At 71.6% G+C, this 14,343-nt stretch carries 13 protein-coding genes; 7 read left to right on the forward strand and 6 right to left on the reverse strand.

Annotation, left to right across the window (positions count from 1 at the left end):
- Positions 1–58: 58 nt before the first annotated feature.
- Positions 59–1,276: an MFS transporter gene (locus tag B9H04_RS04765; RefSeq protein WP_085682491.1), complete on the forward strand. Its 1,218-nt coding sequence runs from the start codon at positions 59–61 to the stop codon at positions 1,274–1,276.
- 48 nt (positions 1,277–1,324) lie between these two features.
- Here the strand turns inward: B9H04_RS04765 and B9H04_RS04770 are convergent, their stop codons facing one another.
- On the reverse strand, positions 1,325–3,436 hold the full coding sequence (locus B9H04_RS04770) for a peroxidase family protein (RefSeq protein WP_085682492.1): 2,112 nt from the start codon (positions 3,434–3,436) through the stop codon (positions 1,325–1,327).
- A gap of 180 nt (positions 3,437–3,616) precedes the next feature.
- Here B9H04_RS04770 and B9H04_RS04775 point away from each other — a divergent pair, with 180 nt between their 5' ends.
- Positions 3,617–4,402 carry a PHP domain-containing protein gene (locus B9H04_RS04775; RefSeq protein ID WP_049929439.1) on the forward strand — a complete coding sequence of 262 codons (786 nt, stop codon included), beginning with the start codon at positions 3,617–3,619 and terminating at the stop codon, positions 4,400–4,402.
- A gap of 284 nt (positions 4,403–4,686) precedes the next feature.
- Here B9H04_RS04775 and B9H04_RS04780 read toward each other — a convergent pair whose 3' ends face one another.
- On the reverse strand, positions 4,687–5,925 hold the full coding sequence (locus B9H04_RS04780) for a mandelate racemase/muconate lactonizing enzyme family protein (RefSeq protein WP_049929440.1): 1,239 nt from the start codon (positions 5,923–5,925) through the stop codon (positions 4,687–4,689).
- A 96-nt stretch (positions 5,926–6,021) separates the two neighbouring features.
- On the opposite strand from B9H04_RS04780, the gene B9H04_RS04785 reads away from it, so the two are divergent.
- Positions 6,022–6,501, forward strand: coding sequence for a TRAM domain-containing protein (locus B9H04_RS04785; protein WP_049929441.1), 480 nt, complete (start codon positions 6,022–6,024; stop codon positions 6,499–6,501).
- Between the two features lie 39 nt (positions 6,502–6,540).
- Here B9H04_RS04785 and B9H04_RS04790 read toward each other — a convergent pair whose 3' ends face one another.
- Positions 6,541–7,665: a geranylgeranyl reductase family protein gene (locus B9H04_RS04790; protein ID WP_049929442.1), complete on the reverse strand. Its 1,125-nt coding sequence runs from the start codon at positions 7,663–7,665 to the stop codon at positions 6,541–6,543.
- Between the two features lie 58 nt (positions 7,666–7,723).
- A complete protein-coding gene (locus tag B9H04_RS04795) occupies positions 7,724–9,970 on the reverse strand; it encodes a thioredoxin domain-containing protein (protein WP_085682493.1) in 2,247 nt (748 codons plus the stop codon).
- Positions 9,971–10,111: 141 nt separating this feature from the next.
- Between B9H04_RS04795 and purD the strand changes: the two genes are divergently transcribed.
- Together purD and B9H04_RS04805 are read left to right on the forward strand one after the other, a co-directional pair.
- Positions 10,112–11,395, forward strand: a complete 1,284-nt coding sequence (gene purD / locus B9H04_RS04800) for a phosphoribosylamine--glycine ligase (protein ID WP_049929444.1) — start codon at positions 10,112–10,114, stop codon at positions 11,393–11,395.
- A gap of 75 nt (positions 11,396–11,470) precedes the next feature.
- Positions 11,471–12,019: an acyltransferase gene (locus tag B9H04_RS04805; protein ID WP_049929445.1), complete on the forward strand. Its 549-nt coding sequence runs from the start codon at positions 11,471–11,473 to the stop codon at positions 12,017–12,019.
- Between the two features lie 23 nt (positions 12,020–12,042).
- On the opposite strand, the gene B9H04_RS04810 is transcribed toward B9H04_RS04805, so the two are convergent.
- On the reverse strand, positions 12,043–12,342 hold the full coding sequence (locus B9H04_RS04810; RefSeq protein WP_049929446.1) for a DUF5798 family protein: 300 nt from the start codon (positions 12,340–12,342) through the stop codon (positions 12,043–12,045).
- A gap of 127 nt (positions 12,343–12,469) precedes the next feature.
- Between B9H04_RS04810 and surE the strand changes: the two genes are divergently transcribed.
- Positions 12,470–13,264, forward strand: a complete 795-nt coding sequence (gene surE / locus B9H04_RS04815; protein ID WP_085682494.1) for a 5'/3'-nucleotidase SurE — start codon at positions 12,470–12,472, stop codon at positions 13,262–13,264.
- Positions 13,265–13,277: 13 nt separating this feature from the next.
- On the opposite strand, the gene B9H04_RS04820 is transcribed toward surE, so the two are convergent.
- Positions 13,278–13,955: a nucleotide exchange factor GrpE gene (locus B9H04_RS04820; RefSeq protein ID WP_049929448.1), complete on the reverse strand. Its 678-nt coding sequence runs from the start codon at positions 13,953–13,955 to the stop codon at positions 13,278–13,280.
- A gap of 157 nt (positions 13,956–14,112) precedes the next feature.
- Here B9H04_RS04820 and B9H04_RS19085 point away from each other — a divergent pair, with 157 nt between their 5' ends.
- Positions 14,113–14,250 (forward strand): TrmB family transcriptional regulator sugar-binding domain-containing protein, encoded by a 138-nt coding sequence (locus tag B9H04_RS19085; RefSeq protein WP_276325166.1) that lies wholly within the window; start codon positions 14,113–14,115, stop codon positions 14,248–14,250.
- Positions 14,251–14,343 lie beyond the last annotated feature (93 nt).

Below are 14,343 nucleotides of genomic sequence, written 5' to 3' on the forward strand. Positions count from 1 at the left end.
TGCTGGAACCGAAAGTGTTGACGGCCGACCGCCCCGATGAGTCGTCCGTGACTGTCGGATGAACTGGCGGTACCGCCACACGGTGTTGACGCTGTGTATGCTGGCGTTCTTCGTGACGTACTTCGCGCGGCTGGCGATCAGTCCAGTCGTCCCCCTCATCATCGACGACTTCGGTGTCTCGAACACGGCGGTCGGGGTGGCGCTCTCGGGGATGTGGTTCGCCTACGGCCTCTCGCAGTTCCCGAGCGGGATCCTCGCAGACCGGTTCGGCGAGCGTCGGGTGATCCTCGTCGCCGTCGGCGGCACGACCGCGATGAGCCTCGCGCTCGCCGTCGTACCGGTCTTCCCCGCGTTCGTGCTGGCGGCGGTGCTCCTCGGGCTCGTGGCGGGGCTCCACTACGCGGTGGCGACCACGTTGCTTTCGCGGACGTTCGACGACCTCGGCACCGCGGTCGGGATCCACTCGCTCGGCGGCCCGCTCGCCGGGCTCGTGGCGCCGGTCGCCGCGACGTGGGTCGGCGTCCGCTACGGCTGGCGGCCCGGGGTCGCGCTGGCCGCGGTCGTCGGGGTTCCCATCTTCCTCCTGTTCGCGCGGCGGGTCCGGCCGACCGAGCCGCGGCGCCCCGACCAGCCGATGGCGGAGCGGCTCCAGGTCGGCCCGCTGCTCGAACTGGTCGGGCGCCGTGAGGTGCTCGTCCCGCTCGTCGTCGCCACGCTCGGCACGTACGTCGCGCAGGGCGTCATCTCTTTCCTGCCGACGTTCCTCGTGGAGCTCCGGGGGTACGACCCCGCGTTCGCCGGCGGCGTCTTCTCGGCGTTCTTCGTCGTCCGCGCCGGCGCGCAGGTCGGGCTCGGCCGGCTCTCCGACCGGCTGGGCCGCGATGCGAGCATCGCCGCGGCGCTCCTTAGCGGCGCGCTCGGCCTCGGAGGGCTGGTGGCGCTCCCCGACCTCGTCCGGCTGCCGGTCCCGGTCGGGCTGCCGGCGCTACCGACGGTCGGCGGGCTCGGGATCGTCGTGCTGCTCGCCGGGCTCGGGTCGAGCTTCTTCTCCGCCATCGACCCGCGATTCATGGACGCCCTCGGCGACGCGGAACGAGGCGCCGGGTTCGGCCTGATACGGACCGTCTACACGGTGATCGGCTCGGCCGGCTCGGTCGGCGTCGGGCTCGTCGCGGACCTGTTCGGCTGGGGCGCGTCGTTCGCCGTCCTCGCCGGCATGTCGGGGGTCGCGTTCCTCGTCATCTCCGCGAACGCGCTCGTCGGCGAGCGGCGGTGAGGGATGGCGCCTCGCCGACGTACTGCCCGTTAGCCGACGTACGGCCGCCTAACCGACGTACCGCCGCCTCGTCGTGCGCTCGCCGTCGGGGGCGTACACGGTGACGACCTCGCCCTCGTCGTCGAGCGCGGGCGCGTCGCGGCCGAGGTAGTGGTCCGTCGCCGTGTCCGCGCCGGCGCCGACGTGAACCGTCAGGGTCTCCTCGGGCCCGAGCGTCGCGTCCGGGAGGTCGTCGCGCTGGCCGTCGAGGTCGATGACGTACCCGGTCAGGTCGATCGGCTCCGCCGCGGCGTTCCGCAGGGTCACCGACTCGTCGAGCGCGTCGCCGGTCGCGTCGCCGGCGTCACCGTTAGCTCCCGCATCGCCGCCGCTCCCCGGGCCCGCGTCGACGGCCTCGATCACCAGTCCGTCGGGGTTCGCCTCGGCCGCGAACGCCGTGATGTCCGCCAGCGTGTACCCGTCGGTCGCCGTCGGCTGCGGGAGGCTCGGCTCCCAGCCGTCGGGCGCGGCGTTGGGGTAGGCGGTCTCGTCAGCCTCGATCAGCCCGATCAGTGTCTCGGCGACGATCCGACTGCCGACCGCGCCGAGTCGCTCGCCGTCCTGCTGGTAGTCCGCCTCGGCGAGCACGTAGTACCAGAGCGGCGAGTCGGGGTCTGCGCCGCGACCGTGCGCCCGCAGCGTCTCCATGATCGCCGATTCGTCGCCGAACGCCTCGTTGCGGATCGGATCGTACCCCATCCGCGCGGCGACGTCCTGTCCGGAGGCCAGGCCGAGCGCCTTCCCGCGCCGGAGGTTCCGGACGGCGAGCGAGGAGTCCCCGGCGATCGGGAGGTTGAACAACGTCGGCGCGAGGAGGGGCTCGATCTTCCGCGAGGGCTGGTAGTCGCCGTCGCCGGTGTCGAGCAGCCGCGACCAGTCGACGACGAGGTCGCTCGGGACCGGTCGGCCGCCGCGGAGGTTCCGCCCGTCCCCGGGGCCGGTCGGGAACAGCGGCACCTCGCCGACCTCGTCGTTGACGTCGAACGCGTGTCGGATCATGCTGTGGCCGAAGCGGTACGCGGCGCCTCCGAACTCGACCGGGATCGCCGGCGTGCGCCCCGGCGGCACGAAGTGTTGTCGGCCCCGCTCCTCGATGTCGGCCAGGACGTAGCGGTCGCAGATCCGGGGGAGGAAGTCGCGTCGCACGACCCACTGGTAGTGCCACCTGACGAGTCGCTGCGCGGCTTCAAGGACGGACTCGCCGTCCTCGACGAGCGACGATCCGGGACCGTGGAGGTGGTCGACGACGCGGTTGTGGAAGTTCACGAAGGCGAGCTCGAGCTGCGAGACGACGACGTTCTCGTCGTTCCGCGGGTCGCCGATCAGCGCGAGCCCCTGCTCGTTCCGCTGGAGGTCCGTCCCCGGGAGCCCCGAGAGCCCGCCGCCGTCCGCGGCGTCCGGCGCGACCGCGTCGCCGGTGAGAAGCTTTCGCTCGTCCGTCTCGTGGTCGTAGAGGAACGGCGCCGCCTCCGCGTTCGTCCGGTACAGCGAGTCGAGGTCGAGCGCCGGCGTCCGGAAGTTCCGCAGCGCGGCCGGGTCGTTGCGCCGGTCGATGTCGGAGGTCGGGTCGAACGTGAGGTCGTGGTCGACGAACTGACCGAAGATGCCGTAGCCGGCCGGCGTCTCGGCGTCCCCGACCGGGTCGTCGGGCGACTCCATCATCGGCGCCCCCGCCTCGCCGTCGGCGCCGCCGAGCGTCCGGAGTAACTCCGCGTCGCGGTCGTACGGGTCCAGCTCGGGGAACTGCGTGTGGAACCGGTGGCTCCGGACCGGGCCCGCGGCCGTACACGCGGCCTCGTTCATCCCGCGGTGGTCGCTCCCGCCGTGGAGGGCGACGCTGCGCGCGTTCACCGAGAGGTGGAGCGCCGCCTCGCTCCCGTCCGGTCGCCGCCGCCGTCGGACCGGCTCCTCGGTCCCGCCCCGCGCGGGGTTCCGCACGGTGAACGAGACCTTGTCGAGGTCGGCGCCGCCGTCCGCTTCGAGGACGAAGTTCCCGTCGTCCTCGGTCATCCAGTGGCCGATGCGGTCGCCGTCCTCCCGTTCGCCGATGACTATCCGCCCCGCCAGCGGCCGGGAATCGCTGTCGACGACGCGACATGTTATCTTGTCGGTAGCACCCATGGGTTGATGTGACACACATAAGTATCAAAAAATTATCTAAATGAACTTTCAACTTGTTTCCCGGATTATATTGCTGGCTTCGCTCCCGTCGGTCGGGCGACGCGCGCTTGACGGGCCTCCGCACGCCAGCCGTTCGCACGCGACCCGAACATTCGAGTCCACCCGAGACGAACTGCCGTCGTGTACGACTACCACGCCCACACGAACTACTCGGACGGGGCGTTCCTCCGGTGGATGGTCGAGGCCGCCGCGGACGCCGGGCTCGACGGGATCGGGCTCGCAGACCACTGTAACGTCTCGCCGGCGCCGAACGCGCGGGAGCACAAGCGCGCGTTCGGGTTCAACCTCGACCTGACCTACGAGCGGCGCCGCGACGCGATCGAGTCGGTCCGCGACGACGTCGACGTCGACGTGTTCGACGCGGCGGAGATGGACTACGACCCCGAACACGCGGACGCGATCGCCGAGTTCCTCGACGAGGCGGACTTCGATTACGCCGTCGGCAGCGTCCACGACCTCGACGGCGTCAACGTCCACACGCGCTCGCACTTCGCCGACAAGCCCGAGGCGGAGCGCCGCGAACTCGTCGACCGGTACTTCGAGAAGCTGGTCGCCCTGGTCGAGTCGGAGCTGTTCGCGATCGCCGCGCACCCGGACTTGGTCGAGCGCAACCCCCACCTCCGCGGGTTCGCGACCGAGGACCACTACGCCGCGGTCGCCGAGGCGTTCCGCGACTCGCGGACCGTCCCGGAGATCAACGCCGGGCGGCTGCTCGACGGCTACGGCGAGTTCCACCCGGCCCCCGCCTTCCTCGACCGCCTCGTCGACGCCGGCGTCGACGTGAGCGTCGGGACCGACAGCCACGAGCCCGACGTGATCGATCCCCGGGTACAAGAGATCGAGACGGAACTCGACCGTCGCGGGCTGGAGCCGGTCCCCCTCGACCGGATCGTCGCGGACGCCTGACGCGGTCGCTCACGCCCTCGAGAGAGCGACCTTCGAAAACGCAGCTATTTCCTCGTTTGATTTCGGCTTACGCCTCGTCAAACAGCGCAGCGCTTCGCGCTGCTGGCTCGCCCCGGCTTACGCCGGATCGGACGACGGGAATCGGAGATTCGCTCGCCCGACGAAGCTACGCTTCGTCGAACACCGATAGGCTCGCTCCGCTCTCCTATCGAGTTCGACTTCGGCTTACGCTTCGTCGAACACCGATAGGCTCGCTCCGCTCTCCTATCGAGTTCGACTTCGGCTTACGCTTCGTCGAACAACGTCTCGCCCTCGACCATGTGGTCCTCGACGGCGTCCATGTCGAGCGTGACGCCGAGGCCCGGCTCTTCCGGCACCTCGATGTACCCGTCCTCGATCACACTCTCCTCGACGAGGTCCTCCCACCAGCCGAGCTCGTAGGAGTGGTACTCGATGGCGAGCGAGTTCGGGATGGCGGCGCCGACGTGCGCCGCGGCCATCGTCGCGACCGGCGAGGCGACGTTGTGCATCGCGACCGGCACGTAGTACTGGTTCGCGATGTCGGCGATCTTGCGGGTCTCGCGCATGCCGCCGACCTTCGGCAGGTCGGGCGCGACGATGTCGACCGCCTGGTTCTCGATGAGCCGGCGGAGCTCGGTGACGCGGTAGCGGTTTTCGCCGACCGCGATCGGCGTGACCGTGTTCTTCGTGACTTCCTCCTGGACTTCGAGGTTCTCCGGCGGGACGGGGTCTTCGAGCCACCACACGTCGTACTCCTCGATGGCGTCCGCGAGGCGCTTCGCGGAGCCGCCCGAGAACGTCCAGTGGCAGTCAAAGGAGACGTCCGCCTTGTCCTTCACGCGCTCGGTGACCTTCTCGACGATCTCCGCCTTGTGGCGGATTTCGCCGGGGCGGAGGTGGCGGTTCGCGCGGTCCTTCTCGTGGCCCGAGGGGACGTCGAGGTCGAACTTCAGCGCGTCGTAGCCGAGTTCGTCGACGACGCGCTCGGCCTCGTCGGCGCAGGCCTCGGGGTCCGCCTCGTCCTCGGTGTGACAGTCGCAGTAGACGCGCATCTCGTCGCGGTACTTCCCCCCGAGCAGCTGGTAGGCGGGCACGTCGAGAATCTTGCCGGCGAGGTCGTGGAGCGCGACTTCGATGCCGGAGATGGCCGTGACCGTGACGCCCTCGACGGAGCCCTCGCCGGACATCTTCTGGATCAGGTGCTCGTAGAGGCGGTCGATGTCGAGCGGGTTCTCGCCGATCACGAACGGCTTCATGCGCTCGATCAGCTCCGGGACGCCGGCGCCCCAGTACGCTTCGCCGGTGCCGACCACGCCTGCGTCGGTGTAGACGCGGACGAGCGTCCACGGGAAGTTCCCGTCGACCATCGTCGTCTGGACGTCCGTGATCTCGACGTTGCGATCGCCGCCGCGCGTCCCCGTGGTCCCCATCGTCTCGGCGGAGAGCTCCCGCATCGTGTACTCCGCGTTCGGGTCGTGGAGCGACTCGTAGTTCCGGCTCATACCCCCCGATTTATTCGGAACAGGGTAAACGTTTACCATCGGGCGTGGGACGCCTGAACAGGTGGCTTTTCATCCCCGTGCGCGCAACGGGTGGGCATGGTCGAAATCACGGATTCTCTCGCGTGTCTGTACACGGGTCGGGTCGAGTCCCGCGGCGACGACTACGTCGTCACCGTCCCCGCGTCGGAGATCGAACACGGAAGCGTCAGCGTCGGCGAGACGTACCGGATCGCCGTCCTCGACCGCTCCGACGGCGAGCCGTCGGCGGCGGCCGACGACGGCGCCGCGTCGTCCGTTCCCGACGCCGACGCCGACGCCAGCGGCCCCCCGTCCGACGGGGGCGATCGACCCACCTCTCGCGGGGCCGCCGGGGCCGTCCAACCCGACCCGCCCGTCTCGGAGGGAGAGGTCCGCGAGGTGACGATCGAGACGCTGGGCGACAAGGGCGACGGGATCGCGAAGATCGAACGCGGTTACGTCGTCATCGTCCCCGACGCCGAGCCCGGCGAGGAGCCGACCGTCGAGATCACGAGCGTCCGGGAGAACGTCTCGTTCGCGAACGTCGTCGAGGAGTAGCGCCGCGCTGCGAGGTCGCGAGACCCTTCGAGGCCGCCGTCACGCGTCTCTCTCTACGCGGCCTTCCTCGGGCGGCTCGGCCCGCGAGAACAGCGCCCGGAGGTTCGACGGCGAGAAGAACGAGGACGGCTCGTCCATGTGGACGCCGATCTCGCCCGAGAGCGCCCGCAGCCCGACCCGCTGGACCGGCTCCGGCAGCGAGTAGCACCGCCGTATCGCCTTCCCGAGCCGGATCTCCGTCGACAGCTCCTCGCGCCACTGCGACTCGTAGTCGGCGAGCGTCGCCGGGTCGCGCGGGTCGATCGCCGCCGCGGCGACGTCGGCCGCGCGCATCCCGTATAAGATTCCGCCTCCGGTGAACGGCTTCGTCTGCGCGGCGGCGTCGCCGATCAGGAAGCCGCGGTCGCTCGTCGTCCGCGCCGGCGGTCCCACGGGGATCGCGCCCGAGCAGCGACGGTCCGTCGTCGCGCCGTACGCGTCCGTGAGCCGGTCGAAGCCCGCCGACACGTCCTCGCTCGGCGGCGCCGCGAGCCCGTACTCGACGCCGGCGTCGCCGCGGGGGATCCGCCACGCGAAGAACGTCGGCGCGGTGAGGTGGACGTCGACGTAGTCGCCCGCGTCCGCCGCGTCGTCGAACGCGAGGACGCCGTGGAGCAGTTCGTCCGGCTCCGGGAGGTCGAGCGCGCGGCGCACCCGCGAGGTCGGACCGTCGCACCCGGCGACCATGCGCGCCTCGAAGCGCTCGGTGGCGCCGTCCGCGAGGCTAGCCTCGACGACGACGCGGTCGCCGCGCTCGTCGACCGAGACGACGGTGTGGCCCTCCCGGAGGTCCGCGCCCGCGTCCTCGGCGAGGTCCGCCAAGGTCCGATCGAGGCCGACCCGGTCGATCACGTTCGACACGGGCTCCCGCTTGTAGAACGGATAGGGGGCCGACTCCGGCCCGCCGACGTGGAACCGCGCGCCGAACACTCGGTTCTGCCGGAGCCGGTCTACCGCCCCGTCGTCGACGTACTCCCAGAGGTCCGTCGAGACGTGGCCGGAGCAGGCCAGCGGTTCGCCGACGGTCCCCGACTCCAGCAGGAGGACCTCGCGTCCCGCCTCGGCGGCCCGGCGCGCGAACCGCGACCCGGCCGGCCCCGCTCCGACGACGACGAAGTCGTACACGCCCGTAATCACCGTCCCGAGACGGCTAAACGGTTCCGGCTCCCGACCGGTTCGCGGATCACTCGTCGCTGCCGAGCCACGCGAGCGCCGCGTCGAGGTCGGTCCGGGGCGGCGAGCAGGCGAACCCCTCGCAGACGTAGGCGGTCGGCTCGCCGTCGGTCGCGTCCCGGCCCGCCCAGATCGGCGGGGCCTCGACCATGTCAAGGCGGTCGAGCCACTCGTCAAGCCCCGCGTCCGTGGCCGGGCGCGGCGCGACGAGCGCGCCCGGCAGGTACCGCTCGCCGACCGTCTCGCGCCACTCGTCCGGCACCTCGTCGGCGGCGACCGTCACCTCGATCCCCCCGGTCTCGACGAGGTCCGCGGCCCGGACGAGCGAGGCGTGTTCGAGCGGACCGCCGCGGATCCGGTCGGCGTGGGTCGTCACGACGCGCTCGGCGATCTCCCGGAACTCCCCGCCGGTCCGGAACCCGTCGAGGAGCGCGAGCGTCTCGGCCGCGACGCCGAGGCTCGACGGCGTCGACCGGTCGGTGAACTCCTGCGGCCGGGCGATGAGCGGGCCCGCGTCGGCGCGCTCTCCCGCCCCGCCGGTCCCGTCCCCGTCGAGGTCGCGCGTGAAGTATATCGTATCGTCGTCCGCGTCGTAGAACTCCGCGACGAGCGCGTCGGCCAGATCTAAGGCGAATCCGAGCGCCTCCGGGTCGCCGGTCGCGGCGTAGGTGTCGAGCGCGCCGCGGGCGAGGAACGCGTAGTCGTCAAGGTACCCCGGCCCGCGCACGTCGCCGTCGAGCCAGCGCCGGGCGAGCGCGCCGGTCTCGGCGTCGGGGTCGTAGAGCCGGTCGCGGCAGAAGTCGAGTGCCTCGCGGGCGCTCTCGGCGTACGGCTCGCCGAGAGTGTCCCCGGCCCGCGCGAACGCCGAGATCGCACGCCCGTTCCACGCCGCTAGCACCTTCTCGTCGCGGGCGGGCCGCGGTCGCGACTCGCGGGCGTCGAACAGCGCCGTGCGCGCCTCGGTCAGCGTCTCGCGGACCGCCTCGGGCGACTGATCGCGGTCCGCGGCCAGCTCCGCGACCGACGCCGCGACCGTCGGGACCGTCGTGCCGCGCTCGAAGTTCCCGCCGGGCCGGATCCCGTACCGCTCCTTCGCCAGCGACGCCGCCGGCTCGTTGAGGACGGCGTCCACCTCCTCGGGCGTCCAGACGTAGAAGGCGCCCTCCACGTCCTCGCCGTCGCTCGCGCCCTCGCCGTCTCCGCGGCTCGCATCCCCGTCGTCCCGGCGGCTCGCGGGCTGTCGGCTCCGCGCGTCGAGCGTGCTGAAGAAGGCGCCGCCCTCGTGTCGCAGCTCGCGGTCGAGGAACGCTAGCGACTCGCTCGCGACGCGAGCGTACCTCGGGTCGCCGGTGAGCCGGTAGCCGTCGAGGTAGACCATCGGTAGTTCGGCGTTGTCGTACAGCATCTTCTCGAAGTGGGGGACGGTCCACTCGCGGTCGACCGCGTAGCGGTGGAACCCGCCGCCGATCTGATCGTACATCCCCCCGTCAGCCATCCCGTCGAGGGTTCCGGTCGCGGCCGACAGGAGCGCGTCGCGGCCGCGGCCGGCGTACGCCCGCATCAGGAGGTCGATCCGGCCCGGCATCGGGAACTTCGCGCCGCCGCTCCCGAAGCCGCCGTGTTCCTCGTCGTAGCCGCGCAGCGCGGCCGCCGCGGCCGTGTCGAGCAGGTCGTCGCCGGGCGGCGAGGCGCCCCCCTCCTCCGAAGCCGGCGGTTCCGGCGTCGGCACCGACTCCAGCTCGTCGCGCGCGCCCTCGGCCCACTGGTCGGCGCGCCGCTCCATCTCCTCGCGCTGCTCGGGGTCGCTCCACGAGTCGGCGATGCGCTCGCAGAGCTCGCGGAACCCGGGCTGGTTCCGCCGTGGCTCGGGCGGGAAGTACGTCCCGACGTAGAACGGCTTCCCCTCGGGCGTACACCACGCCGAGAGCGGCCACCCGCCCCCGCCGGTGACGAGCTGGGAGACGGTCATGAACGTGCTGTCGACGTCCGGGCGCTCCTCGCGGTCGACCTTGATCGGGACGAACGAGTCGTTCACGACCGCCGCGACCGACTCGTCCTCGAAGCTCTCCTCGGCCATGACGTGACACCAGTGACACGAGGAGTAGCCGATGGAAACGAACACCGGCGCGTCGTGCTCGCGGGCGCGCTCGAACGCCGCGTCGCCCCACGGCTGCCAGTTGACGGGGTTGTCGGCGTGCTGTCGGAGGTAGGGACTCGCCTCCCCGTCGAGGCGGTTCCGCTCGGTCGGCTGTGACATGGGCCCGGTTCGGCCCGGCGCGACAAAAGGCGTCCGGGGCGCGCCGAGCGCCGCCGCCCGCGACGCGGGCATCCACGAACAAGCACATATCGGGCCGCGGAGAGAGTAAGGTTTACACTACCGTGCGGTCACCCGTCGGGCATGACGGAGACCGTGCTGCTTGTGGGGGGCGGCGGCCGCGAACACGCGCTCGCCCGAGCGGTGGCTGACGACTGCGCGCTGTACGCCTGCGCGAGCGTCCGGAACCCGGGGATCCGGCGCCTCGCGGACGGGTTCGAGTCGATCGACGAGACCGACGCCGAGGCCGTCGCCGAGTACGCGACCGCGGTCGGCGCGGACCTTGCGGTCATCGGCCCGGAGTCGGCGCTGGAGGCCGGCGTCGCGGACGCCCTCGACGACGCCGGCGTCTACGCGTTCGGTCCGCGGGCCGCGGAGGCCCGCCTGGAGACGGACAAGGCGTACCAGCGGGAGTTCATGGAGCGGAACGCGATCCCCGGCTGCCCGGACTACGCCGTGTTCGACGACACCGAGGCGGCCTGCCAGCACATCGACGAGTACGACGGCGACCTCGCGGTCAAGCCCGCCGGGCTTACCGGTGGCAAGGGCGTGAAAGTGATCGGCGACCAAGTGACGGCGGCGGAGGCCAAGGCGTACCTCCGCGACTCCGACTACGACCGCGTCGTCCTCGAGGAGCGGCTCGTCGGCGAGGAGTTCACGGTTCAGGCGTTCGTCGCGAACAGAGACGTGCGGACGACCCCCGCGGTCCAGGATCACAAGCGCGCCTACGAGGGCGATGAGGGGCCGAACACCGGCGGGATGGGGTCGTACACCGACACCGGCCGCTCGCTCCCGTTCATGGCCGAGGGCGACTACGAGGCCGCGGTCGACGTGCTGGAGGCCGTCGTCGACGCGCTCCCCGACTACAAGGGCGTCCTCTACGGACAGTTCATGCTCACCGACGAGGGGCCGAAGGTCGTCGAATTCAACGCGCGGTTCGGCGACCCCGAGGCGATGAACACGCTGCCCATCCTCGACACGCCGTTCGTCGACGTGCTCGCCGCCGCTCGCGACGGCGACGCGCTCCCGGAGCTCGACTTCTCCGGCGAGGCGACCGTCTGTAAGTACGCGGTCCCCGACGGCTACCCGACCGACCCTGACGCGGGCGCGGCGATCGCGGTCGACGAGGAGAGCGCGGGGGACGCGCTCCTCTACTACGCCAGCGTCGACGAGCGCGACGGCGGGCTGTACACCACCACCTCGCGGGCGTTCGCCGTCGTCGGCCGCGGTGACTCGATCGCGGCCGCCGAGGCGCAAGCGGAGGACGCCCTGGCCGCCGCGGGCGACCGCGTCCGCATCCGCCACGACATCGGGACCGCCGACCTCGTCCAGCGCCGGATCGACCACATGGACGAACTGCGACCCTGAACCGGCCCGGCCGCTCGGTCGGCGGGTCGGCGGCCCGGAGCGACCCTTTTATCCTCCCCGTCCGAACGGCGTGACGTGACAGACGACGACCCAGACGCGACGCGCGAGGATTTGTCCCGAAGCGACCGCCTCGACAGGTTCCCGACGCCTGGCGTCCGGAACTCCCTGTGGTCGTGGCCGGACGCGAAGTCGCCGCTCGCGGTCGTCCGCAACTACGTCGTCATCGTCCTCGCGCGGATCTGCCCGAGCCTCCGGCTGAAGAACTGGCTGCTCCGGCGGATCGGCGTCGCGGTCGGGGAGGGCGTCTCGTGGGGACTGGAGTCGACACCGGACGTGTTCTGGCCGGAGCGGATCCGGGTCGACGACGACGCGATAATCGGGTACGACGCCACGCTGCTGTGTCACGAGTTCCTCCACGAGGAGTACCGGCTCGGCGACGTTGTCGTCGAGGAGCAGGCGATGATCGGCGCCGGGGCGGTCGTACTCCCCGGCGTCACGATCGGTGAGGGCGCGCGCGTCGCCGCGAACTCGCTCGTCGCGGAGGACGTGCCGCCGGGCGCGACCGTCGCGGGGGTCCCGGCCGAGGTCGTCTCGCGGTCGGACCCGGCCGCGAGCGACGACTGACCGGGGGGCTACGCGGCAGCGGTTTACACGGCGTCGTCGTCCGCGTCGCCGCCGTCGCTCGCGGTCCCTTCCTCCTCCGCGTCGGTGATGTGTGCCTCGGTGCTCACCCGTTCGAGGTCGACGCCGACCTCCTCGGCGACGGCGTCGAGGACGGCCCGCTGCTCGGCCATCTCGTTTTCGAGCGTCTTGACGCGCTCAGAGGTGTCTATCACCGTCTCCTGCGTCTCGTCGACCTCGTCGCGGAGCTCGCTGATCTTCTTGTAGGTGCGCTCCGCGCGGTCGGCGAGCGTCTGGATCTTCTTCGCGGTGTCCCCGAATCCCATACCGACGCGTCGGTCCGGCGATACGTGTGCTTTTCCGTTCGGTGCGGCCCTCCCGAACCGTCGGTTCGCCGACCGCCGCGGCCCCGACCGACGGTGGACTTTTGCCCGACTCGCCCCTGATACTGGTATGAGCGTGGACCGGATCCTCCTGACCAACGACGACGGCGTCGACGCCGCGGGACTGCGCGCGCTGTACGACGCGCTTGCCGAGGAGTACGCGGTGACCGTCGTCGCGCCCGCGGCCGACCAGTCGTCCGTCGGCCGTCTGCTCTCCGAGGACGTGGCCGTCGAGGACCACGAACTCGGATACGTCGTCGACGGCACCCCCGTCGACTGCGTCGTCGCGGGGCTCGACGAGCTTGTCCCGGAGGTCGACGCGGTCGTCGCGGGCTGTAACGAGGGCGCGAACCTCGGGGCGTACACGCTCGGGCGGTCGGGGACCGTCTCGGCGGCGGTCGAGGCGGCGTTCTTCGACGTGCCCGCGGTGGCGGCCTCGATGTACGTGCCCGGCGGCGACGATTGGTGGAAACGCGAGTTCGAGGGCGCCGACTTCGCGCACGCGGCCCGGGCGACGCGGTTCCTCGTCGACGAGGCGGTCGAGGCGGGCGTGTTCGACCGCGCGGACTACCTCAACGTCAACGCGCCGATCGCGGACGAGGACCGCGCGCCGCTCCGCGTCACGACCCCCTCGACGTGGTACGGGCTGCGCGCGGAACGGAACGGGGACGGTCGCGTCGGGTTCTCCGATCCGATCTGGGGCCTGATGAACGACGACGACGTCCCGGACCCCGTCGGCACCGACCGGCGCGCCGTCGTGGACGGCGAGGTGTCCGTCTCGCCGCTATCGGTCCCCCACGCCGCCGAGCCGGAGGCGGGCCTCGACGAGCTGGCGGAGGCCTACGGGGCGACGGTGCGGTCGTGAAAAGCGGGCCGCGCTACTCGCCGTCGCCGGTGCTGACGGTCACCTTCGCCTCGCTCAGGACGCGGTCGCCCATCTCGTAGCCGGGCTCGTACACCTCGTGGACGGTCCCCTCCGGGCGCTTGCTATCGACGCGGAGCATCACCTGATGGCGCGCAGGGTCGACCTCCTCGCCCGGCTCGGGGTCGATCGCCTCGACGCCCTCCTCGGCGAGCACGTCGTCGAACTTCTCCAGCGTCGACTCGACGCCGGGGCGGAGGTCGCTCCCCTCGTCTTGGTCGAGCGCGCGCAGCAGGTCGTTCCGGACCGGCGTGAGCCGCTCGACGAGCGCCTCCGAGGCGCGCTCCCGGATGTCCTCCTGCTTCCGCTTCGCGCGCTCCTTGTAGTTACTGAAGTCGGCCTTCACGCGGGCGAGCTTGCTTGTCAGCTCTTCGACCTCCTCGTCGCGCTCGCGGAGCGCCTCGCGGGTCTCGGCGAGGTCCGCCTCCAGCGCCGCCACCTCGCGGGCGAGCGCCTCGTCGTGCTCGGCGACGGCCGCGGCCAGCGCCTCGCTCTCGGCGCGGGCACCGCCGTCGTCGCCGGCGGCCGACTCCCCGCTCGCTCCGTCGGCGGTCGCCTCCGCCGTGCCGTTCGCTCTCGCCGCGTCGCCCTCGTCGTCGGCGGACTCGACATCGACGGCGTCGTCGTCGCTCATACCCGATGGAAGTCGGTCGGGGGGGATAAGCGTTCAGAACCGCGGCGAGGTCGACCCAGCGCTCCGCGATCTCGTCGGCGAGGTCGTCAACGCCGAACACCTCTCCGACGCCGCGGTCGGCGCTGACTAGGCCCCGAGCGTCACGGCGCTGACGGGGATCGCCTCCATCGCCGTCGACGACGGCAACGAGCGGTGGACCGTCGGCGGGTGGGGCGCGGCCTACGAGGACGTGGAGGCCGACCGGATCCACGTGACCGGCGCCGCGGCCCCGACCTGTGCCGAGCTAGCGGACTGACGCGAATCTGGGCGGCGGAGTGACGCGAACCGGGGCGGCGGGGGCGACGCCGATCGAAGTGGCGACGTGACGCCGCCCGAAGCGCTCGACTCT

Origin of the sequence: Halorubrum ezzemoulense DSM 17463 (assembly GCF_002114285.1) — an archaeon.
Lineage (GTDB): Archaea > Halobacteriota > Halobacteria > Halobacteriales > Haloferacaceae > Halorubrum > Halorubrum ezzemoulense.

What these genes read in the sequence shown, in the direction of transcription:
- purD (WP_049929444.1), top strand. Translation starts at nt 10,112, where the DNA reads ATGACGGAGACCGTGCTGCTTGTGGGGGGCGGCGGCCGCGAACACGCG.
- B9H04_RS04765 (WP_085682491.1), top strand. Translation starts at nt 59, where the DNA reads ATGAACTGGCGGTACCGCCACACGGTGTTGACGCTGTGTATGCTGGCG.
- B9H04_RS04820 (WP_049929448.1), bottom strand. Translation starts at nt 13,955, where the DNA reads ATGAGCGACGACGACGCCGTCGATGTCGAGTCCGCCGACGACGAGGGC.
- B9H04_RS04785 (WP_049929441.1), top strand. Translation starts at nt 6,022, where the DNA reads ATGGTCGAAATCACGGATTCTCTCGCGTGTCTGTACACGGGTCGGGTC.
- B9H04_RS04770 (WP_085682492.1), bottom strand. Translation starts at nt 3,436, where the DNA reads ATGGGTGCTACCGACAAGATAACATGTCGCGTCGTCGACAGCGATTCC.
- B9H04_RS04810 (WP_049929446.1), bottom strand. Translation starts at nt 12,342, where the DNA reads ATGGGATTCGGGGACACCGCGAAGAAGATCCAGACGCTCGCCGACCGC.
- surE (WP_085682494.1), top strand. Translation starts at nt 12,470, where the DNA reads ATGAGCGTGGACCGGATCCTCCTGACCAACGACGACGGCGTCGACGCC.
- B9H04_RS04795 (WP_085682493.1), bottom strand. Translation starts at nt 9,970, where the DNA reads ATGTCACAGCCGACCGAGCGGAACCGCCTCGACGGGGAGGCGAGTCCC.
- B9H04_RS04780 (WP_049929440.1), bottom strand. Translation starts at nt 5,925, where the DNA reads ATGAGCCGGAACTACGAGTCGCTCCACGACCCGAACGCGGAGTACACG.